Annotated in this window: 17 protein-coding genes; 7 read left to right on the top strand and 10 right to left on the bottom strand. The window is 70.0% G+C overall.

The annotated features are described in order from the left end of the window. Position 1: 1 nt before the first annotated feature. The 3 genes from ACIA8G_RS08535 to ACIA8G_RS08525 all read right to left on the bottom strand — a co-directional run bounded on the left by ACIA8G_RS08535 (position 2) and on the right by ACIA8G_RS08525 (position 3,137). A complete protein-coding gene (locus ACIA8G_RS08535) occupies positions 2-823 on the bottom strand; it encodes a carbohydrate ABC transporter permease (protein ID WP_396417705.1) in 822 nt (273 codons plus the stop codon). Then, the gene (locus tag ACIA8G_RS08530) at positions 820-1,686 is read right to left on the bottom strand and encodes a carbohydrate ABC transporter permease (protein ID WP_396417704.1); all 867 of its coding nucleotides are present in this window, start codon (positions 1,684-1,686) and stop codon (positions 820-822) included. The genes ACIA8G_RS08535 and ACIA8G_RS08530 overlap by 4 nt, the downstream gene beginning before the upstream one ends. Positions 1,687-1,757: 71 nt before the next feature. Further along, positions 1,758-3,137 (bottom strand): extracellular solute-binding protein, encoded by a 1,380-nt coding sequence (locus ACIA8G_RS08525; protein ID WP_396417703.1) that lies wholly within the window; start codon positions 3,135-3,137, stop codon positions 1,758-1,760. 294 nt (positions 3,138-3,431) lie between these two features. Here ACIA8G_RS08525 and ACIA8G_RS08520 point away from each other — a divergent pair, with 294 nt between their 5' ends. From ACIA8G_RS08520 to ACIA8G_RS08505, 4 genes are all read left to right on the top strand, one after another. Next, positions 3,432-4,403 carry an alpha/beta hydrolase family protein gene (locus tag ACIA8G_RS08520; RefSeq protein WP_396417702.1) on the top strand — a complete coding sequence of 324 codons (972 nt, stop codon included), beginning with the start codon at positions 3,432-3,434 and terminating at the stop codon, positions 4,401-4,403. A gap of 49 nt (positions 4,404-4,452) precedes the next feature. Continuing rightward, positions 4,453-7,977, top strand: a complete 3,525-nt coding sequence (locus ACIA8G_RS08515) for a BTAD domain-containing putative transcriptional regulator (RefSeq protein ID WP_396417701.1) — start codon at positions 4,453-4,455, stop codon at positions 7,975-7,977. A 9-nt stretch (positions 7,978-7,986) separates the two neighbouring features. After that, positions 7,987-8,667 carry a GntR family transcriptional regulator gene (locus tag ACIA8G_RS08510; protein WP_396417700.1) on the top strand — a complete coding sequence of 227 codons (681 nt, stop codon included), beginning with the start codon at positions 7,987-7,989 and terminating at the stop codon, positions 8,665-8,667. 150 nt (positions 8,668-8,817) lie between these two features. Next, complete coding sequence (locus ACIA8G_RS08505) at positions 8,818-12,744, top strand: amino acid adenylation domain-containing protein (protein WP_396417699.1); 3,927 nt, start codon at positions 8,818-8,820, stop codon at positions 12,742-12,744. A 4-nt stretch (positions 12,745-12,748) separates the two neighbouring features. Here ACIA8G_RS08505 and ACIA8G_RS08500 read toward each other — a convergent pair whose 3' ends face one another. Together ACIA8G_RS08500 and ACIA8G_RS08495 are read right to left on the bottom strand one after the other, a co-directional pair. Then, positions 12,749-13,150 (bottom strand): ATP-binding protein, encoded by a 402-nt coding sequence (locus tag ACIA8G_RS08500; protein WP_396417698.1) that lies wholly within the window; start codon positions 13,148-13,150, stop codon positions 12,749-12,751. A gap of 83 nt (positions 13,151-13,233) precedes the next feature. Continuing rightward, on the bottom strand, positions 13,234-13,629 hold the full coding sequence (locus ACIA8G_RS08495) for an ATP-binding protein (RefSeq protein WP_396417697.1): 396 nt from the start codon (positions 13,627-13,629) through the stop codon (positions 13,234-13,236). A 271-nt stretch (positions 13,630-13,900) separates the two neighbouring features. Between ACIA8G_RS08495 and ACIA8G_RS08490 the strand changes: the two genes are divergently transcribed. Continuing rightward, the gene (locus ACIA8G_RS08490) at positions 13,901-14,401 is read left to right on the top strand and encodes a 2'-5' RNA ligase family protein (protein WP_396417696.1); all 501 of its coding nucleotides are present in this window, start codon (positions 13,901-13,903) and stop codon (positions 14,399-14,401) included. Here the strand turns inward: ACIA8G_RS08490 and ACIA8G_RS08485 are convergent. Continuing rightward, positions 14,369-14,851 (bottom strand): sigma-70 family RNA polymerase sigma factor, encoded by a 483-nt coding sequence (locus tag ACIA8G_RS08485; RefSeq protein WP_396417695.1) that lies wholly within the window; start codon positions 14,849-14,851, stop codon positions 14,369-14,371. The genes ACIA8G_RS08490 and ACIA8G_RS08485 overlap by 33 nt on opposite strands. A 95-nt stretch (positions 14,852-14,946) precedes the next feature. Between ACIA8G_RS08485 and ACIA8G_RS08480 the strand changes: the two genes are divergently transcribed. Then, complete coding sequence (locus ACIA8G_RS08480; RefSeq protein WP_396417694.1) at positions 14,947-15,501, top strand: copper resistance protein CopC; 555 nt, start codon at positions 14,947-14,949, stop codon at positions 15,499-15,501. Here the strand turns inward: ACIA8G_RS08480 and ACIA8G_RS08475 are convergent. Together ACIA8G_RS08475 and ACIA8G_RS08470 are read right to left on the bottom strand one after the other, a co-directional pair. Then, positions 15,445-16,635 carry an RNA polymerase sigma factor gene (locus ACIA8G_RS08475; protein WP_396417693.1) on the bottom strand — a complete coding sequence of 397 codons (1,191 nt, stop codon included), beginning with the start codon at positions 16,633-16,635 and terminating at the stop codon, positions 15,445-15,447. The genes ACIA8G_RS08480 and ACIA8G_RS08475 overlap by 57 nt on opposite strands. Next, positions 16,635-16,982 carry a YciI family protein gene (locus ACIA8G_RS08470; protein WP_396417692.1) on the bottom strand — a complete coding sequence of 116 codons (348 nt, stop codon included), beginning with the start codon at positions 16,980-16,982 and terminating at the stop codon, positions 16,635-16,637. Before ACIA8G_RS08470 ends, ACIA8G_RS08475 begins: the two co-directional genes overlap by 1 nt. A gap of 61 nt (positions 16,983-17,043) precedes the next feature. Here ACIA8G_RS08470 and ACIA8G_RS08465 point away from each other — a divergent pair, with 61 nt between their 5' ends. Continuing rightward, positions 17,044-19,272: a PEP/pyruvate-binding domain-containing protein gene (locus ACIA8G_RS08465; protein WP_396417691.1), complete on the top strand. Its 2,229-nt coding sequence runs from the start codon at positions 17,044-17,046 to the stop codon at positions 19,270-19,272. A gap of 46 nt (positions 19,273-19,318) precedes the next feature. Here ACIA8G_RS08465 and ACIA8G_RS08460 read toward each other — a convergent pair whose 3' ends face one another. Continuing rightward, a complete protein-coding gene (locus ACIA8G_RS08460) occupies positions 19,319-19,612 on the bottom strand; it encodes an HPF/RaiA family ribosome-associated protein (protein WP_396417690.1) in 294 nt (97 codons plus the stop codon). A 137-nt stretch (positions 19,613-19,749) separates the two neighbouring features. Further along, complete coding sequence (locus tag ACIA8G_RS08455; RefSeq protein WP_396417689.1) at positions 19,750-20,226, bottom strand: redoxin domain-containing protein; 477 nt, start codon at positions 20,224-20,226, stop codon at positions 19,750-19,752.

The following is a 20,226-nucleotide window of genomic DNA, read 5'->3' as shown; positions in this document are numbered from 1 at the left end:
ATCAGCTCTTGATGCCTCCGTGGAATCGGAACCCGTACCGCTTGCTCACGAACAGGTACAGCACGACCACCGGGATCGAGTACAGCAAGGAGAACACCGGGATCACGGTCAGGTTGGCGCTGCCGCCCTCGTCGAACAGGGTGAGCAGCAGCACCGACGCCGGCTGCCTGCCGATGTCGCGCAGCAGCAGGAACGGCAGCAAGAAGTTGCCCCAGGCGTTGACGAACGCCCACACGAAGATCGTCGCCACGCCGGGCCGCGCGATCGGCAGCACGACGTGGCCGAGGACCTGGCGCGGCGAGGCGCCGAACACCCGCGCCGACTCCTCGTAGGAACGCGGCACGGCGTCCACGAAGTCCTTCAGGATGAAAATGGCGGCGGGCAGCATGCCGCCCGCGATCACCAGTGCCGTGCCGAAGTGCGAGTTGATCAGGCCGAGCTGCAGCATCATCACGAAGATCGGCACCATCGCCGCCGTGCCCGTCACCACGCTCGACAGCAACAGCAGCAGGTACAGCAGCACGTCGCGGCCGGGAATCCGCACCCTGGACAACGCGTACGCGGCCAGCGCCGCCAGCGCCGTCGTGACCACGGTCGCGATCACCGTGATGATGATCGAGTTCACCAGCGACGACAGCGCGTACGGGTGGCCGAAGGTCGCCGAGACGTTCCCGAGCGTCCAGTCCGGCCACCGCAGCCCGAGTCCGGGTTTGCTGTCGAACGGCGCACTGGCGAGCCACAGCATCGGTACCGCGAAGAACGCGAGCACCACGGCCACCAGCACGTAGAAGCCGATCCGGCGGATCATCCACAGAGGACTCATGCGCGCCTCCTCAGCAGCCGCAGGTACACCAGCGCGATCGCCAGGTTGCCCAGCAGCAGCAACAGCGAGATCGCGGACGCGTAGCCGAGCTGCCCGCTCTCGAGCGCCTGCCGGTAGATCAGCACCGGCAGCACCTCGGACTGGTGGTTCGGTCCGCCCGCCGTCAGCAGGAACGGCGTGAAGTCGTTCGCCGTCCACAGGCTGATCAGCAGCGTGTTCGTCAGCACGTGCCCGCGAATGTGCGGGAACACCACGTCTCGCACGGTCTGCCACCCCGACGCGCCGACCAGCCGCGCCGTTTCGAGCTGCGACGGCGGCACCGCGGCCAGCGCCGAGGTGTAGAGCAGCATCGAGAACGCCGTGCCGCGCCAGATGTTGAAGATGATCAGGCTGATCATCGGGTACTGCACCAGCCACGCCGTCTCCGGTTGCCCGAGCAGCATGCCGAGTGTGCCGGTGTCGCGGCTCAGCACGGCGTACCAGAGATACGCCACGACCGTGCCGGGCAGGATCCACGACAGCAGCACGAGTCCCTCGGCGGTCCGGCGCAGCCACGGCCGTACGGTGCGCAGCAGCCACGCCAGCGCGAACCCGAGGACGTTCTGCCCGATCACCGCCGAGAACAGCACGAACATCGCCGTCAGCCACAACGAGTTCGTGAACAACGGGTCGCGCACCGCGTTCATCAAGTTGTCCAGCCCGACGACCCGCGGGTTGGCCGCCGCGGGTCCGGTCAGCTGGTAGTTCGTGATGCCGATGTAGAGCGTCCACAGCGCGGGGAAGACCAGGAACGCCCCGATCAGCACCAGCGCCGGCGCGACGAACCCGATGGCGCGCCGGACGCCCAGCCCCGCACTATCCATCCCGCCCCCGCCTGCTGTTCGAGTGTGTACAAGTACCGCCAACAGCGAGTTGGTGGTACTTGCAGACGCCGTTAGCCAACGTTGCCCTCGCCCACGGCCTTCACCAGCGCCTCGCGATACGTGCGAGCGACCTCGTCCGGGCTCTTGCCCGACACGACGTCCGCGGTCGCCTGCTGCAGCGCCGCCGACACCTTCGGGTAGTCCGCGAGCCCCGGCCGGTACCGGGTGATCGGCAGGACCTTCTCCGCGATGAACGTCAGCATCGGGTCGCCCTCGAGCACCTCGTCGTTGACGTCCTGGCGCTGGGTCAGCTGCGCGGTGCCCGCGAGCGACTCCTTCACGGCCTCGGCGGAGTTGAGGAACTGCATGAACTCCCACGCCTGCCTGGGGTACTTGGTGTTCGGGTTGATCACCCGCACACCACCGCCGGACATGCTCACGAAGTCCTGGCCGCCCACGCCCGCGCCTGCTTGACGAGCCGGCACCAGCGCCCAGCCGACGGCGGTGTCGCGGTCGGCCATCTTCGTCACGCCGTTCTTCGGTTCCACCACGGAACGCCAGAAGTAGTCGCTCTCCAGCAGGATGCCGATCTTGTTCTCGCTGAACAGCTGGAACGACCGGTCGCGGCCCTTGGCCTCCTGCTGCAGCACGGGATCGCCGAGCCCGCCGCCGTAGACCTTCTGGTACAGCCCGAGAACGTCCTTGACCTGAGCCGAATCCCCTTGCCACTTCCCGTTCTCGTAGATCGGCTTGCCGGTGCCGACGAGCGCGGGCAGCACACCCTGCATGGTGGTGGCCTCGCCCATCGCGGAGCCCGCGTTGAGCTGGATCGGCGTCACGCCCGGCAACGCCTTCAACTTCGCGCCCGCGTCCAGCAGGTCCTGCCAGCTGCGAGGCTGCCAGTCGGCGGGCAGCCCGGCCTGCGCGAAGAGCTTCTTGTTGAAGAACAGCACGCGCCCGTCCGTCCCCATCGGGACGCCGTACCGCTTGCCGTCGAACTCGCCGAGCCCCTGCACGGCCTTGGGGATCTGGTCCCAGCCGTCCCAGTCGGTGTTGCCGACCACCTCGTCCAGCGGCTTGATCTGCCCTGCCTGCGCGAACTCGCCGAGCCAGATGCCGTCGAGCTCGAGGATGTCGCCGCCACCGCCGGTCTTGAGGTCGAGCGCGACCTTGGTCTTGAAGGCCTCGTCGCCGGTGCCGTTCTGCTCGAAGTTGATCGTCGCGGTGACGCCCTTGGCCTTCTGCAGCTCGGTGAACTTCGGGATCACCCAGTTCTGGATCCAGTTCGCCCCGCGCGCGTTCTTCCCGCCGGCCGCCGCGTTGGCGACGATCGTCAGGGTGATCTCCTTGGCGTCGGCGTTCTGCTTCTGATCACCCTCCTGCGTCTGCCCCAAACAGCCCGCGAGCAACCCGCACACCGCCAGCAGCCCGAACATCGTCGTCCGTCGCATCCGTGATCTCCCCACCCAGAGGACCAGCTGGTACGTCAGCGTTTTACTTCTGGGCCCAACATGGCACTTGATCACCCCGGCCACAAGCTCTCAGCACCCTCTCAGTGGGCTGCTGGCAGGCTGCCCCGCGGAGGGGGTAGATCAACTGTGCAACTGCTCATGGCGGCTGTCCTGGCCGCGTCAACTCTGGTGTCACCGCAGCTCACCGGGCCTTTCCCGGTCGGCACGTTCGACGCTCACCTGGTCGATTCCACGCGACCTGACCCGTTCCAACCGTCAAAGAACCGGGAATTGATGGTGACCGTCAGCTACCCGGCCCAGCGCTCGGGAGCGCGGGCGCCGTGGCTCGCTCCCGGTTTTGCGGCGGCCGCCGACCCGATCATCTCGAGCCCGGCGTTCCTCGACGTTCCCACCGGGACGGTCGACTGGGCCGGAACGCTCCGACAGGCCCGTGTGGACGCTCCGGCGGTGCCGGGCAAGTGGCCGGTCGTGCTGTTCTCGCCTGCACTCCAGGCACCGCGCGAGTTCTACACGTCGACCGCGGACGACCTGGCGAGCCGCGGCTACGTCGTGGTGACCGTGAGCCACACCTACGAGTCGCTGCTCGTGGAGTTCCCCGGCAACCGCCTCGTGCACGGCGGGATCGACGGCAGTCCGGAAACGATGAAGAAGGTCATCGACGCACGGGTCGCCGACATGCGGTTCGTGCTCGACAGGCTGCCGGGCCTGCACAGGTGGATCGACAAGAACCGCGTGGGCATCGCCGGGCACTCGTCCGGTGGCTACACGGCGGGCGAGACGATGGTGCACGACCGGCGGTTCGACGCGGGCATCAACATCGACGGCGGAATGGAACACACCGGCGACGGCGGGACCTACGCACCGGGCGAGGTCGTGACGCGGGGCCTCGACCGGCCGTTCCTGCTGTTCGGTGGTGACACGGACGAGCGCGAGCTGTCGCACGTCGACACGAGCCTCACCAGGACGTGGGCCGACTTCTGGCCGAACCAGCGCGGCTGGAAGCGGGACGTGCACCTCGACAACGGCGCGCACCTCGGGTTCAGCAGCGACCTGCAGTGGGCGGTGCCGCAGATCGCCGCGATCTCGCCGGAGCGCCGGGCCGGTCTGATCGGCACGATCGAGCCGCGGGACGCGTTGCGGGCGCAGCACGACTACGTGGCCGCGTTCTTCGATCTGCACCTGAAGCACCGGAGCACCACGCTGTTCGACCGACCGCGCCATCCGGGCATCCGTCTGGTGGACTGACCCGGCGGACACAGCGGGCTCACAGAAATCAGCGCTATGGTCCGCGCCGATGTCTGTCGAGTTCGACGTCCTCGGCCCGCTGCAGGTCCGCGTGGACGGCAGAGAGCTGCTCCTCGGTGGGTTCACCCGCCGGGCGGCCCTGGGTTTCCTGCTGCTCAACGCGGGCCGGGTGGTGTCGATCAGCGAGCTGACCGAGGCGTTGTGGGCGGACGGCCCTCCACCGACGGCGCGCGGGATCCTGCTCAACGTCGTGTCCGCGCTGCGCAAGAGCGGCATCGACCTGGTCACCCGCAAACCCGGCTACCTGCTCCGCGTGGAACCGGATCGCGTCGATCTGCACCGGTTCCGCGCGGGAATCGCCCGTGCCGCCACCGCGCCGGGCCCCGAGCAGGCCGCCGTGGCGCTGCGGGAGGCACTCTCGTTGTGGCGCGGCCCGGCGCTCGCGGATCTGGTGGCGGACGGCGTCGCGTGGCCGGCGCTGGTGGAGATCTCGCGCCTGCACGACGTGGCCGTGGAGGACCGGTTCGACGCCGAGCTGGCGTGCGGGCGGCACCGCGAGATCACCGCCGAACTGGAAGCGCTGGTGCACGACCACCCGTTGCGCGAACGAGTGCAGGGCCAGCTGATGCTCGCCCTGTACCGCTCGGGACGGCAGGCCGACGCGCTCGCGGTCTTCCGCGCGGCCCGCGACCGGTTCGACGCGGAGCTCGGCATCGATCCCGGACGCGACCTGGTGGCGCTGGAACAGGCGATCCTCACCCAGGACCCGGCCCTGGCGATGACCACCGCCCACGCACCGACGGTGCTGGAACGCAAGAAGGTCAGCGTTCTGGTGGTCCGGCTGGCGCTGCCCGGCACGGACGAGGCCGCCGACGAACGGCTCGACGCCGCGGTTCCGGTGGTGTGCCGGCAGATCGAGGACCTCGGCGGCGTGCTCGTCGCGACGCTCGGTTCGACGGTCTGCGCGGCGTTCGGCGCCCCGATCAGCCGCGAGGACGACGCGGCACGGGCGGTTCGGGCGGCGTTCGAGATCGTGGGCGAACGTCCTGCGGCAGCCGCCGTGTGCACCGGTCCGGCCCGCGTGACGTCCGGTGACCGGCTGGAGGTCGGCGGCACGGTGCTCGACGCGGGTCTGCGGCTGGTCGCGCAGGCCGCCGAGGGCGAGGTGAGGACGTGCCCGACGACCGATCGCACGCTCACGCCGGCGGGCGACGACACCCCGCTCGTCGGCCGGTCGCGCGAGATGGCGCGGCTGTGCGAGGCGTTCGACGAGGTCGTGCGGTCGAGGCGGCCGCGGGTGGTCACGCTCGTCGGCGAGCCGGGTGCGGGCAAGTCCCGGCTCCTGCGCGAGTTCGGCGCGGGCCGCCGGGTGCTGACCGGCCGCACGCCGCCGTTCGCCCGCAACGACGCCTTCGCGCCGCTGGCGGAGATCGTGCGCGGCCACGCCGGGGTGTTCGGCTCCGACCCACCCGAGGTCGTCACCGCGAAGATCCAGGCCATCAGCGACGACCCGTGGCTGGTCACGCAGCTGTGCGCGCTGGTCGGCGCCGGTCCTCGGGGCGGGGACGTGCTGATGGCGTGGCGCCGGCTCGTCGAGCACATCGCGGCGGAACCGCTCGTGGTCGTCGCGGAGGACCTGCACTGGGCCGACGACCTGCTGCTGGACTACCTGCTCGGGTTCGCCGCCACCGCCGAGGACGTGCCGTTGCTGGTGATCGTGACCGGGCGGCCGGAACTGCTGGAGCGACGCCCCGGTGCCGCGATCACGCTCGGACCGCTGTCCGATGAGGACACCACGCTGTTGCTCAAGATGCTGACGATCCGGCACGACGTGTGCGCGGACCTGCCGGCGTTGTTGCAACGCGCGGCGGGCAACCCGTTGTTCGCGGGTGAGTACGTGCGCATGCTCCGCGACGGCGCTCCGGACCAACTGCCCGACACCGTGCAGACGGTGATCGGCGCGAGGCTGGACTCGTTGCCACCGCTGGAGAAGGTCGTGCTGCAGGACGCCGCCGTGCTGGGCCGGACGGTGTGGCCGGGTGCGGTGGCCGCCGTCGCGGAACGGGACGTCGCCGAGGTCGCACGATGCCTGGAGGTGTTGCGGCAACGGGACTTCCTCACGCGCAGGACGACCAGCAACGTCGTCGGCGAGATCGAGTACGCGTTCAGCCACGTGCTGGTCCGCGACGTCGCGTACGACCGGGTGCCGCGCGCGACCAAGGCGATGAAGCACTACCACGCGGCGGAGTGGGTGCGGGCGCTGCCGCTGGAGCACGTTCCGCTGCTGGCGTACCACTTTCAGGAGGCGGTCTGGCTGGCCGAGGCCGCCGGCAAGCCGTGCGACGTGCTCGGTCGCGAGGCCCGCGAGGCGTTGACGGAGGCAGGCCGCAAGGCGACCGCGCTGGCCGCCCGCGACACCGCGGTGCGCTCGTACCGCGCGGCGTTGGAGGTGTGCCCGCCCGGCCACGAGGACCGCGCCCCGCTGCTGACGTTGCTCGGGGCGAGCCTCGCATGGCACGGCACCGGCGCGGAGGAGCTCAGCGAGGCGGTGGACCTGTTCGTGGCCCGCGGCGACTTCGCGGGCGCGGCGGAGGCCTCGCAGGCGCTGTGGCGATCGTTGCGGCACAAGGGAGATCACCGGGAGGCCGTGCGGCATCTGGACCGCACGCTGGAGTTCCTGGCGCGCACCGAGCCGGACGAGCGGGTCTGCCGAATCCAGGCGCACACCGCTCGCGCGCTGACCCTCGCCGGCCGGCTGGAGGACGCGATCACGACAGCACGGGCCGCGCTGCGCGGTGCTGTCGGGGAGGATCGGGCGGTCGCGCTGGAGACGCTGGGCATGACCAGGGCCAAGATGGGTGACGCCGCCGGGGTCGACGACATGCTCCAGGCCATCGCCGAACTGCGCGCCGCCGGCATGTCCACCGCGCTGTGCCTGTTCAACCTCGGCTCGATCCACGCGCTGCTCGGCAACGGCCCGGCACGACTGGCCGCGCGGGCCGAGGCACGCGTGGCCGCGTCGCGGCACGGCGACAGCTACACGATCGCCTGGCTCGATTCCTCGCGCTATGTCGAACTGTTCTGGGCGGGCGACTACGAACAGGCGCTGGCGAACCTCGGCGAGTCGATCGCGAAGACTCCCTGCCAGCCCTACTTCCACTCCATTCGCGCCCGCATCCTGTTGCTCACCGGCGATGTCACCGGTGCGCGTGCCGACGCGGCGAAAGCGCTCGAGCTGGCCAGGGAGAAAGGCCATCCCGGCGAGCTCCAGCACCCGCTCGTGCTGGCGGCGCGCATCGCGTTGCTGGACGGCGAACCGGCCGGCGCGGTCGTCGGCGAACTGCTCCCGCTGCTGGCGGGACAGCCCATCACCGGCCCGATCGGGGTCGGCCTGCCGATCGTGCTCGCGGCCACCGGGCACGGACCGGAGGCGATGGCCGCGGTGTCACCTTCGCGGTGGAAGGACGCCGCGATCGCCTATCTGCAGGGAAACAGGCAAGAAGCCTTCCGGATATACAGGGAGATCGGGTCGGCTCCCGACGCCGATGAGTCGCTGGTTATCGACCGGAAATAGCGTCCGGGTGTGCCCGCGATCCCGCGTTACTACCAGGCCAAGACCAAGCTGCTCGAGCTGCTCGGCGAGCTGCCGGACAACACGCCGTTCCCGCCGGAACGCGAGCTGTCCGGCCTGTTCGGCATGTCGCGCACCACGATCCGCAAGGCGCTGGACGAGCTCGTGCTCGAGGGCAAGCTCATCCGCAGAGCGGGCCGGCAGGGCACAGCCGTCGCGCCCCGCCAGCAGGTCCACCGGCTGAGCCTGGACTCGCTCGTACAGGACCTCGCCACCCGCGAATCCGTGGTGGTGCGGTCCATCGGCGCGCAGGACGTGATCAACGTCGAGTCCGTCCTCGTCCGAGGGGACGAGCCGATCGGCGTGCGATCGACGTACCTGCGCGCCTCCCAGTTCCCCGGCTTCGCCGAGCTCTACAACCGCGACACTCCGCTGCGCAGGTTCCTCGCCGACAGGTACAAGATCCGGTTCGGCGAGCTGCACCCGTGGTGCACCACCGCTCTCGCCACGCCGCGCCTCGCCGGCCTGCTCGACGTCCGTCCCGCCACACCGGTCCTGTCGATCTCGTGGATGGCCCACGACTTTCGCGGTGTGCCGATCGAACGCTCGTGGGTCGTCCTGCGGGGTGATCGTGCGCACCTCACGATGCACCTGCCGCGGGCCGATCACGTCGTGCGCCGGTCGACCGCCTGAGACAGCGGATCGGGCGGTCTGCACCGGGCATGCGATCAGCGTGCCATCCGGGACGCGGCTCGGTCGCGTGTTGGGCTAGACCAGGGAATTCGAGGGTTCCCACCAGTTTCTGCCCGCTAGCTTCGAGAGTGACTCGCAGCGGGAGGAACCGTGATCGACTACACCCGGCGCCGCATGTGGTTCCTCGATCAGCTCGACCCCGGCAACCCCGGCCATCACGTCACGCTGATCACCACCCCCGCTGCCATCACCGTGCCGGACACCCTCCTGGTCCGGTTCGACGACGACGGGCGGCCTGTCCCCGGCGGGCCGCCCGTCGCCGTGCGGTCTGCACAGGTCTCCGATGTGCGGGCCGCGGTGCGCGCGGAGATCACGCAACCGTTCGACCTGCGCACCGGGCCGCTGGTGCGGGCTCTGGAGCTCAACTCGTCGTTGCTCGTGCTGACGATGCACGGGATTCTCGGCGACATCCGGGTGCTGGAGACCGTGCTCGGCGGCGCTCCCCCTGCCGCCCCTTGCGGTTCGCCCGACCACTGGCTCGCGGAGCTGCGGGATCTTCCGGTGCTGGAGCTGCCGACCGATCGGCCGCGGCCACCGTTGCACCGCCCGGAAGCCGGCGTCGTGCCGTGGAGCACCTCGGCCGATTCCGACGCGCTGCTCGCGGCCCTGCAGGTCGTGCTCGGCCGGTACACGCGGTCGGCCGACGTGCCGATCGGTGTGGTGGTCGACGACGAACTGGTGGTGCTGCGCGGAGATCTGTCCGGCGACCCGGCGTTCGGCGAGCTGTGCGGGCTGACGGCCGAGTCGCTCGTGACCGCCGCTTCGCAGCTCGTGCCGTTCGACCAGGTCGTCGACCTGCTGGCGCCGGAACGGGACCTTTCCCGCCATCCGCTGGTGCAGGTGCAGGTCGACCTGCGGCCGCGGCGCGACCTCTACGACCCGGACATCGCGTTCACCAGCTTCGACATCGAGATCCAGAACGGGCGGGTGCTCTACAACCGGGCGTTGTTCGACCGGCCGCGGATCGCCCGGTTCCTCACCCATCTCGAACGGGTGCTGCACGCGTCCTCGGACCAGCGGCTCTCCCGGATCTCGATGATCAACCAGGACGAGGCGGTACAGCTGGCGCGGTGGAACTCGACCGCCGAGTACCTGCCGGACGTGAGCCTCCCCGACCTGTTCGCCGAGCAGGTGCTGACCACACCCGACGCGATCGCGGTCGAGCACGGTTCCGCGGCGGTGACCTATCGCGAACTGGACCGCCGGTCGAACCGGTTCGCGCATCTGTTGCGGTCACGGGACATCGGCACCGGCGACCTCGTCGGCCTGTGCCTGGACCGGGGCGTCGAGATGATCGTCGCCCTCCTGGGCGTGCTCAAGGCCGGTGCGGCCTACGTGCCGATCGACCCCGAGCACCCGCTGGACCGCATCCAGTTCGTGGTCGACGACGCCGGGCTGGCCGTGGTCGTGAGCCGGAACCGGGTCCTGTTCCACCAGCCACTGTGTCCGTCCACAGCGGACTCGTGCCCGGATTCGGCCGTGTCGCGGGTGGATCCGGCCGCTCCCGCCTACCTGATCTACACGTCCGGCTCGACCGGGCGTCCCAAGGGCGTGCTGATGCCCGGCCGCTGCGTGGTGAACCTGCTGCGGTGGCAGGAGAAGGCGCTTCCGCGTGAACCGGACAGCCGCACCGCGCAGTTCACCACCGCCACCTTCGACGTGTCGGTGCAGGAGATCTTCTCCGCGCTGCTGTTCGGCGGCACCCTGGTGATCCCGGACGACGAGGTCCGCCGCGACCCCGCCGCGTTCGCCGCCTGGCTCGACGCCGAGCAGATCACCCGGCTCTACGCGCCGGACTCCGTGTTGCGGGCGGTGCTCGACGAGCTGCCCTCGTTCACCTCGATGCGGCACCTCTCGCAGGCCGGTGAACCGCTGACGCTCGACCTGCGGCTGCGCAACTTCTGCGCCGCCCGGCCGTGGCTGCGCGTGCACAACCACTACGGCCCGGCCGAGTCGCACGTGATCACGTCCTACTCACTGCCCGCCGACGTGCTGGCGTGGCCCGCGGTCGCCCCGATCGGCCGTCCCATCGACAACACCCGCGTGCACCTGCTGGACGCCGACCTGCTGCCGGTCGCCATCGGTGTCGCCGGCCAGGTGTGCGTGTCGGGCGCCGGACTCTCCACCGGCTACCACGGCCGCCCCGCGCTCACCGCGAAGCAGTTCGTGGCGAACCCGCACGAGCCCGGCGAGTTGATGTACCTGACCGGCGACCTGGCGTCGTGGACCGACGACGGCCAACTGCTGTTCCACGGCCGCGTCGACGACCAGGTGAAGATCCGCGGCGTCCGGATCGAACCGGGCGAGGTCGAGGCGGTGCTCAACGCCCATCCCTCGGTGTCGCGGGCCGTCGTCGTGGTGAGGGACAAACAACTCATCGCCTATGTCTCCGGCAGCGCCGAGGACCTGACCTCGTACTGCGCCTCTTTGTTGCCGGTGCAGTTCGTGCCGTCGGTGTTCGTGCCGCTGACGTCGTTCCCGGTGCTAGCGAACGGCAAGATCGACCGCCGTGCCCTGCCCGCGCCGTCACCGCGCTCGTCGCACGTCCGGCCGCGCACGTCCGAGGAAGCGGCACTGTGCCAGGTGTTCGCCGACGTGCTCGGGATCGAGGACGTCGGCGCCACCGACGACTTCTTCGCGCTGGGCGGCCATTCCCTGGTCGCCACCCGCGTCATCACCCGCGTCCGCGCCGAACTCGGCGTCGAGCTGCCGTTGCCCGCGTTGTTCCACCACCGCACGCCGGAACGTCTGGCACGCGTGCTGTCCGCTGGTGAACGGTCGTGGACCAAGCCCGTGACCCCGCGCGCGCACGGCCCGGTTCCGTTGTCGATCGCGCAGAACCAGGGCAACCGGTGGTTCGGCTCGGTGCTTGCCGCGGGGTTCTGGACCGTGCCGCTGGCGCTGCGCCTGCACGGGCCGCTCGATCTCGACGGGTTGCAGGCCGCGCTCGACCGCGTGGTGCGGCGGCACGAGGCGTTGCGCACGGCGTTCGTCGAACGAGACGGCGAGGTGGTGCAGGAGGTCCGGCCCGCCACGCCGGTGCCGCTCAAGGTGGTCGACGCGCCTTCGCCGGCCGAGGCGGCCTTCATCGCCGGTGACGAGATGACCGTGCCGTTCGACCTGGCGAGCGGGATGTTGCTGCGAGCTCGCGTGCTGCGGCTGGCCCCTGAGGACCACGTGTTGCTGCTGACGATGCATCACCTGGTCAGCGACGGGTGGTCGCAGGCCCTGCTGATCGAGGAGCTCAACGGCACCGCGGCCGCGCCCACCGTGCAATACGCCGACTTCACGTTGTGGGAGCAGGAGACGCTGTCTCCCGAGCACGCGAAGTACTGGCAGCAGCACCTGGACGGGATCAGCCCGATCGAGCTGCCCGCACTGGCCGACCGGGACGTCAACCCGCTCGGTCCAGGCGAGTTGCTGCCGTGGTCCCCCTCCCCCGCGTTGCTGTCCGCGGTCGCGGTACTGGCGGGTCAGGAGGAGGCGACGACGTACGAGGTGCTGCTGGCGGCGTTCAAGGTCCTGCTGTCACGGACCACCGGCGCGGTCGACGTCGTGGTCGGCACGCCGATGGCGAACCGGGTGCGGCCGGAGCTCGAGCAGGTGATCGGGCTCTTCGCGAAGGTCGTGGCGCTGCGGACCGACCTGTCCGGCGATCCGGCCTTCCGCGAGGTGGTCCGGCGCGTGCGGACGACCACCGCCGCGGCGCACGAGCACCAGGAGGTGCCGTTCCACGAGGTGGTGGAAGGCATTCCGCTGCGACTCACGTTCCAGCTCGTGCCGCCGGTCCCAGAGTTGCGCCTGCCCGGGGTGACGGCGACCGCGTTCGAGGCTCGGCAGCGCGGGCCGGTCATCGTGAAGTCGGAGGTGACCTTCCACCTGCACGAGTCCGGCGGGCACGTCGTCTACAACTCGTTGCTGTTCTCGCGCACGCAGGCAGAAGGCCTGCTCGTGGCGTTCGAGGACGTGCTGCGAGCCGTGACAGAGGACCCTTCGCTGCGCATCTCGGAGATGTAGCTGCCTATCTCACCGCCGCCACGTCGGCCCACACCGTCTTCGTGTCGGGGTACCGGTTGTGCCCCCACACCTGCGCCAAACCGTTGACCAGCAACAATCCTCTCTGCCGCCGCCCCAGGAACCCCATGCGCCCCAGCTGCGGGAACAGTCCGGGCGTGCCGTCGTCGACCTCGACCCGCACGACCTCGCGTTCTGGCAGCCGCAGCACGCGGACGCGCCGCGGCGGAGCTCCGTGGTGGTACGCGTTGCTCACGAGCTCCGTGGCCACGACCATCACGTCGACGACGACGTTCTCGTGCATCCCCAGCAGGAGGCGACGAACCTCCGCCCGCAGGTTCGCGAGCGGCATCGTCCCCTCCGGTAGGACGAGGTCCAGGTGTTCGCTGGACCGTCCTGCAATACCCATCAGCTTCTCCCCGTGCCCTGTTAATTCAAGGCAGCAGGTTCCGTACCCAGAGGCGCAGCGACCGAAACCCACCAAAACTGGAATCACAGACTTCTCGGGAGGTCCGCCCACACGACGGTGCCGCCTTGCGCCCGGTCCACGCCCCATCTCTCGGACAGCCGCGCGACCAGGACCAGGCCGTATCCGCGTTGGGGACGGGAGACCTTCCGCAGCGGCGGACGGGCGCGGGCGTCGTGTGTGATCTCTACGCGGATCTTGTTCTCCGCCACGATGACGCGCAGGAACGAGGGTTCCGACGTGTAGCGGTACGCGTTGCTGACCAATTCGTTCACCACGAGCAACACGTCACCGACGCAGTCGGGGTCCTCCCCGGTCAGCTCCAGGCGCACCCAGCGCCGGACGGTCGCCAGTGACGGCCGCTGCCTGCCCAGTGGCAGGTGGGCCGCCGCCCCCGTCCTCGCTGTCTGGTCGTGCGCCAAACCGCTCCTCGAGTCAGTTGATCAGTTCAGGCGCGGAGTACCCAACTGCATCGGCCACCAAACCAACCGAAGAACGCGCCCTCCGCGACGGCAGCGACCGTAGGTGCGGTGAAGAACGACCACAAGGAGACGATCGGGTCATGTTTTCCACGTGTGTCTGTCCCCGCCGGGTGTGAAGACGTGCCAGGAAACGTCCACAGCAGACTGTCTGAACGCGACAGTGGACCGCTGTCACTACGAAAGTCATGCCGCGTCCGGCACTATCGGTGATGTGAGGCTGTCCGTGGCCGTCTGGCCGCCGCCGGAGATCGTCGAGGTGCTCGGTGCGCTGCACCGGGCGCCGGGCCCGCAGTGGTCCGTGCCCGCGCAGTGGCTCGTCAAGCTGCGGCCGCTCGGCACCGTGCCCGAACGTCTCGTGCCCGATCTGGTCGAGGCGCTCACCGAGGAACTCGACGGCGCTCCCGCGGCCCGCTGCCGGCTCGGCCCGAGAACGCGCTCGATCGGGCAGTGGCTCGGCGTGCCGGTGTCGGGGCTGGACGACCTGGCGGCGGCGGTGTTCGACGCGACCGCGCCGATCGTGGCGGTGACGCACCCGCAGCCGTTCCAGGCGGACGTGGTGATCGCGCGTGGCCGGGTACCCGCGTCGGCGGCCGGAGAACCGATCAGCGGTGGGTGGGTCGCCGACCGGATCGTGCTGGTCGCCGACCGCAGTGCGCCGGGCAGGCCGCGTTTCGAGGATCTAGCTGGCTTCGAGCTGGATCGCCCTGCGTAGCTCGCACAACGCGTAGTGCGTGCGGGACTTCACCGTCCCGGTCGGCACCCCGAGGCACAACGCGGCCTCCGTGTAGGTGCGCCCGTTGTAGAAGAGCTCGGTCAGCACGCGACGGTGCTCGTACGACAGAGATGCGAGCACCGCTTCCATCTCCAACGCGTCGACGACCTGCTGCGCGTGATCCGGTACCGGTTCCGGTTCGTGCTCACCGGTCTCGTGCGGCCGCGCCGTCCTGGCCCGCGCCCGGTCGATGACCACGTTGCGCGCCACCGTGATCAGCCACCCGCGGGCGGACGATCCGTCAGCGAACGATTCGGGATGCCGCCACGCCCGCAGGAAAGTCTCCTGCACGACGTCCTCCGCGGCCGCGCGGTCGCCGGTCAGCCGGGTCGCGTAGTTCAGCAGGCAGTGCTGGTGGTCCTCGTAGAGATCGCGGAGGAAGTCGAGCATGGCGGCCAGTGAATTCGACGCCCTGTTGAGAGACAACGACCCTGTCTAATCCGATAGGGAATCCCGTACAGCATCCGGGGCGTTACTCTGCGCGCGTGACGCGTTACATCAGCGCGCTCGTGCTGGCACTGCTCGCCGCGACGGCCATGGCCGTCCCCGCACAGGCCCACGCCGAGCTCAAGAGCAGCAATCCGGCGTCGGGCGCGGCCCTCGACGCACCGCCCAAGCAGATCGAGCTGACGTTCAGCGAGGCGATCGCCCTGCCCGACGGTGACGCGGTCACCATCACCGGGCCGGACGGCGCCAAGTGGCCGATCACCCAGGCCGCCGCCGTCGACAAGACGATCACGGCGCAGGTCGACGCCGCCGCGGCGAAGGCCGGGGCGCACACGCTCGCCTGGCAGGCGAAGTCCGACGACGGCGACGTCGTGTCCGGCACGTTCAGCTTCACGATGAACGTCGCGGCACCGGTCTCGTCGTCCACCGCCCCGCCGTCGACGATCACGATGAGCGCGACGGCGTCGAACGCTCCCCCGTCGACCACGACCGCCGAGTCCGGTGGCATCCCGGCCTGGGTGTGGATCGTGATCGGGCTAGTCGTGATCGTCGGCGCGATCCTGCTGTTCCGCCGCAAGGCCAAGCCGGAGTAGTCGTCGTTCCAGGAGGTCGCGCTCGGCCGGGTGCTCCGCCCGCTGCAGCGCGGCCTCCAGCGCCGCGGACGGATCTCTGCCGAGACGGTGCAGCAGGTCGGCGCGCACCGCGTGGAACAGGTGGTAGCGGTCGAGGTCGAGCGCGTCGACCTCGAGCAGAGCCGTCGCCGGCCCCTCGGTCTCGGCCACCGCGACCGCGCGGTGCAGCGCCACGACCGGGCTCGGCGCGATCGCCATCAGCTGGTCGTAGAGCGCCACGACCTGGCGCCAGTCCGTCGGCGGGTCGCTGTGCACGGCGTTGATCGCGGCCTGGATCTGGTACGGGCCCGGCCGGTTCCAGCGCAGGCAGCGGCGCACGACGTCCCGCCCCTCCGCGACCAGGGCAGCGTCCCACCGCGACCTGTCCTGATCCGCCAGCAGCACCAGTGCGCCGTCCACGACCCTGGCCTCGCGCCGGGACGCGACGAGCAGCATCAACGCCAGCAGCCCCCACACCTCGGGCTCGTCCGGCATGAGCTGAGCCAGCACGCGGCCGAGCCGGATCGCCTCCACGGCGAGGTCGGCGCGGTCGAGGTAGCCCTCGTTGAAGATCAGGTACACGACGGCGAGCACGGCCTTCAGGCGCGCGGGCAGATCGGCGTCGCGCGGCACCCGGTACGGGATGCGGGCCGCGCGGATCTTGCCCTTCGCCCGCACGATCCGTTGCGCCATCGTGGGTTCGGGCACCAGGAACGCCCTGGCGATCTCGGCCGTGGTGAGCCCGCCGAGCAGCTTCAGCGTCAGCGCGACCTGAGCCTGCGGTGCCAGTGCCGGGTGGCAGCACGTGAAGATCAGGCGCAGGCGGTCATCGGGCACGGCTCCCACCTCCTCTTCTGGTTCACCGGCGAGCAGCAACGCCTGCGCGTGCTTCTCGTGGCCCTTGGTCTCGCGGCGCAGCTTGTCGATCGCGCGGTTGCGGGCGGTCGTGATGATCCAGCCCGCGGGGGCCGGCGGGACGCCCTTCACCGGCCACTGCTCGGCGGCCGTGGTGAAGGCGTCCTGCACCGCCTCCTCGGCGAGGTCGATGTCGCCGAGGACGCGGGTCAGGACCGACACGGCGCGGCCGTACTCCGCGCGGAAGATGTCGTCGATCATCAGAACGCGATGGGCCGCACCTCGATCGACAACGGGCTGAGCACGGTCGCCAGCCGGCGTCCCCACTCCAGCGCCTCGTCGAGGTCGGCGGCCCTGATGACGGTGAAGCCACCGATGTGCTCTTTGCCCTCGGCGAACGGGCCGTCGGTGATCAGCACGTCGTCGTCCTTCGCGTTGAGCACGGTCGCGGTCGACGGCGGATGCAGGCCGACCGCGAACACCCAGGCGCCCTTGGCCTGCATCTCCTCGTTCAACGCGGTCAGGTCGGCCATGATCGGCTCGAGCACCTCGGGCGGAGGCACCTCGCCGTCGGGCTGGTAGATGCTGAGCAGGTATTGCTGGGTCATGGTGGTCTCCTTTCACCCTTTGTACGAACGCCGACGGCCGGTTTCGACAACTATGGGGAACATGATCCCGTTGATCCTTCCGCTCGACGACCCGCGAGCCGACCTGGCGGCGGTCGGCGGCAAGGGGGCCTCCCTGGCGAAGCTCACCAGGGCCGGGCTGCCGGTGCCCACCGGGTTCCACCTCACGACCCGCGCCTACCTGGAGCGGTCGATGGAGGGCGTGCTGGAGGCGTTCCGGGAGCTGGGCGGGCCGGTGGCGGTGCGGTCGTCGGCCACCGCGGAGGACCTGCCGGGCCTGTCGTTCGCCGGGCAGCACGACACCGTGCTGAACGTCGGCGAGCAGGATCTCTTCGACGCGATCCTGCGCTGCTGGGACTCGCTGCGCTCCGATCGGGCCGTCGCCTACCGGGAGCGCAACGGCATCGCGTCGGCCGAGATGGCCGTCGTCGTGCAGCGGATGGTGCCCGCGGACGTGTCCGGGGTGCTGTTCACGGCGGATCCGGTGACCGGGCGGGCCGAACCGGTGATCAACGCCGTGCGCGGGCTCGGTGAGGCGCTGGTCAGTGGTGAGGCGGACTCGGCGGAACTGCTGACACCGGCCCGGAAGGCCGAGCTGATCGCGTTCGGCGAGCGGATCGAGGCCTTGTACGCGACGCCGATGGACGTCGAGTGGGCGCTGGTCGGCGACGAGTTCCAGATCCTGCAGGCGCGGCCGATCACGTCGCTGCGGGTGGAGTGGAACGACACGCTCGACGGCGACTACCTGTGGTCCAACGGCAACGTCGGCGAGGCCATCCCCGAGGTGATGACACCGGTGACGTGGTCGCTGGTGAAGGTGCTGTCGAGCGCGGCGATCGGGCCGCACCGGATCTCCGGCAACATCGGCGGGCGCTTCTACCTCAACATCAGCACCTACACCGCCATCGGCGCGGTGATCGGCAAGGCGGAGGAGATGCGCCGCTCCGGCGAGGAGACGTTCGGGCGCATCCCGGCGGGCGTGACCGTGCCGCCGCTGCCGATGTCACGCCTGGCCGTCGTGGGTGCCGTGCTCAAAGGCGCGGGCGGGCCGATCAAGCAGCAGTTCCTCTACCGGACCCGGCTGCCCGCGCTGGTCAGGGACAACCCCGCCCGCTGCGCCGCCGCGCACAAGGCGATCGCCGGCTGCGCCACGCCCGCCGCGTTGCTCGACCTGTGGGCCGAAGATCTCGACCAGCTGCTGCGGTTCGTGTGCCCGATCCTGGACGCCGGGGCGCGCATGATCGCGGGCGGGCCGGCGGCGTTCCGGCGCAAGCTCACCGGGCTGGTCGGCGAGGACGACGCGGCCACGCTGCTGACCGGGTTCCACGACGGCGCCGGGCTCGCGAGCGTGGGACCGCTGGTCGGGCTCGCGCGGCTGCGTGCAGGGAAGATCGACCGCGACACCTTCGCGCAGACCTGGGGTCATCGGTGCGCCAACGAGTTCGAGGTGTACTCGCCGCGGCCGGCCGAGGACCCCGAATGGATCTCCCGGCAGCTCGAGACACTGGCGGATCCCGAGGCGTTGCTGTCCCGGCAGGCCTTCCTGCGGGCGGAGGCGTGGGACCGGTTGGTGGCGAGGCACGCGGAGAAGGCCGCGAAGATCCGCAAGCAGCTCGACCGGATCGGCGAGGGCGCGCGGGCGCGGGAGCAGGCCCGCTCGGAGATGGTGCGGGCGTTCTGGGTGATGCGGGCGTTCGTGCTGCGGGCGGGTGAGCTGACGGCGACCGGGGACGACCTGTTCTTCCTGCCGATCGACGACGTGCTGCGCGTGCTGGGCGGCGAGACGTCGTTGCTGGATCGGGTGTCCGGTCAGCGAACGGCGTACGAGCGTTATCGCGCGCTGCCGCCCTATCCGGCGGTGATCCGCGGGCGGTTCGACCCGGAGTCCTGGGCGGCCTCTGCGGACCGGCGGGCCGATCTCTACGACGCGACGACCGACGTGCCGATGCCGTCGGACGTCACCGGGTTCCCCGGCTCAGCGGGCGTGGTCGAAGGCCTCGCGCGGGTGCTGGAGCGGGTCGAGGACGGAGAGTCGTTGCAGCAGGGGGAGATCCTGGTGACAACGGTGACGAACATCGGCTGGACGCCGTTGTTCACCCGTGCCGCCGCGGTGGTGACGGACGTCGGGGCGCCGCTGTCGCACGCGGCGATCGTCGCGCGGGAGCTGGGAATTCCGGCGGTCGTGGGATGCGGGAACGCCACCACGCGCATCGCGACCGGAGATCGAATTCAGGTGGACGGCGCCAGGGGAACCGTGAAAAAGGTGTGGTGAACCCACCACCCGTCCGCCGCCGAGTGGTGGGTTCGGTTCACCGAGGTCAGTTGTGCACGGGCACGCAGTCGTGCATCGAGACGAGCTGACGCCGCATGCGTTCCCGCAGCAGATCGATCACCTCGGTGACCGTGTTGGCCTCCGCGTAAGCCTGGACCTCGACCCACTTCAGGTCGAGCCGGGCGTACGCGTGGATCACGGTCTTGTCCGAAGTCAGGTTGACCCATGCGAAGTCGACCCGGTCCGGTGCGTACCGGTCCAGCGAGCCGATTTCCGCCGACGCGTAGTCCCTGGCCTGCTCGGGAATGGCCTCCGCGAGCGAGACCTGGATGTAGTCCATCGACACCTGCCTCCTCAAGGCAACACGGCAACGCCGCGTGGCCAGTTCGACGATACGAATCCGATCGCAACGCCGAACCAGGCGTTGGTCCCGACAGCGCAGGGTCTTTCTACTGAGAGATGGTGCGGCTGCGGGACCTAGTGATCTCCCTGGACCAACGCGGAGACCCGCTGGTCGAGGTCTTCCGCGGTGGGTGCTCCGATGAGAAGTTCCACCGAGCCGTCATCGCGCACGAACGCGAACGTGGGCTGGGCGGTCACCCCGAAGCGCTTCCACACGGATCCGTCGAGATCGGCCAGATGCGGGAAGCCACTCATCTCGTGGTCGGACACGAACTTCTTCATCGCGTCCAGCTCGTCCTGTGCGGCGACACCGACGAACTGAATCTTGTTGTGGCGCTTGGCGGTCTCCGCGACGGTCTTCGCCTCGGCGTTGCACGACGGGCACCACGGCGTCCAGAACCACAGCACGGCGGGCTTGCCGGCGAGCATCTCGCCGCGGAACTCCGCGCCCTCCAGGGTCTTGGCGGTGAACTGGAACTTCTCGGGCGCGGGTGCCTTCTCGGCGCACCCGGCGAGCAGCAGGATCCCTAGCAGCAGTCCGAGGATGCGCAT

The sequence above is a fragment of the Lentzea sp. NPDC051213 genome (genome assembly GCF_044455585.1).
Lineage (GTDB): Bacteria > Actinomycetota > Actinomycetes > Mycobacteriales > Pseudonocardiaceae > Lentzea.
This window is presented reverse-complemented; position numbering and strand designations above follow the sequence as displayed.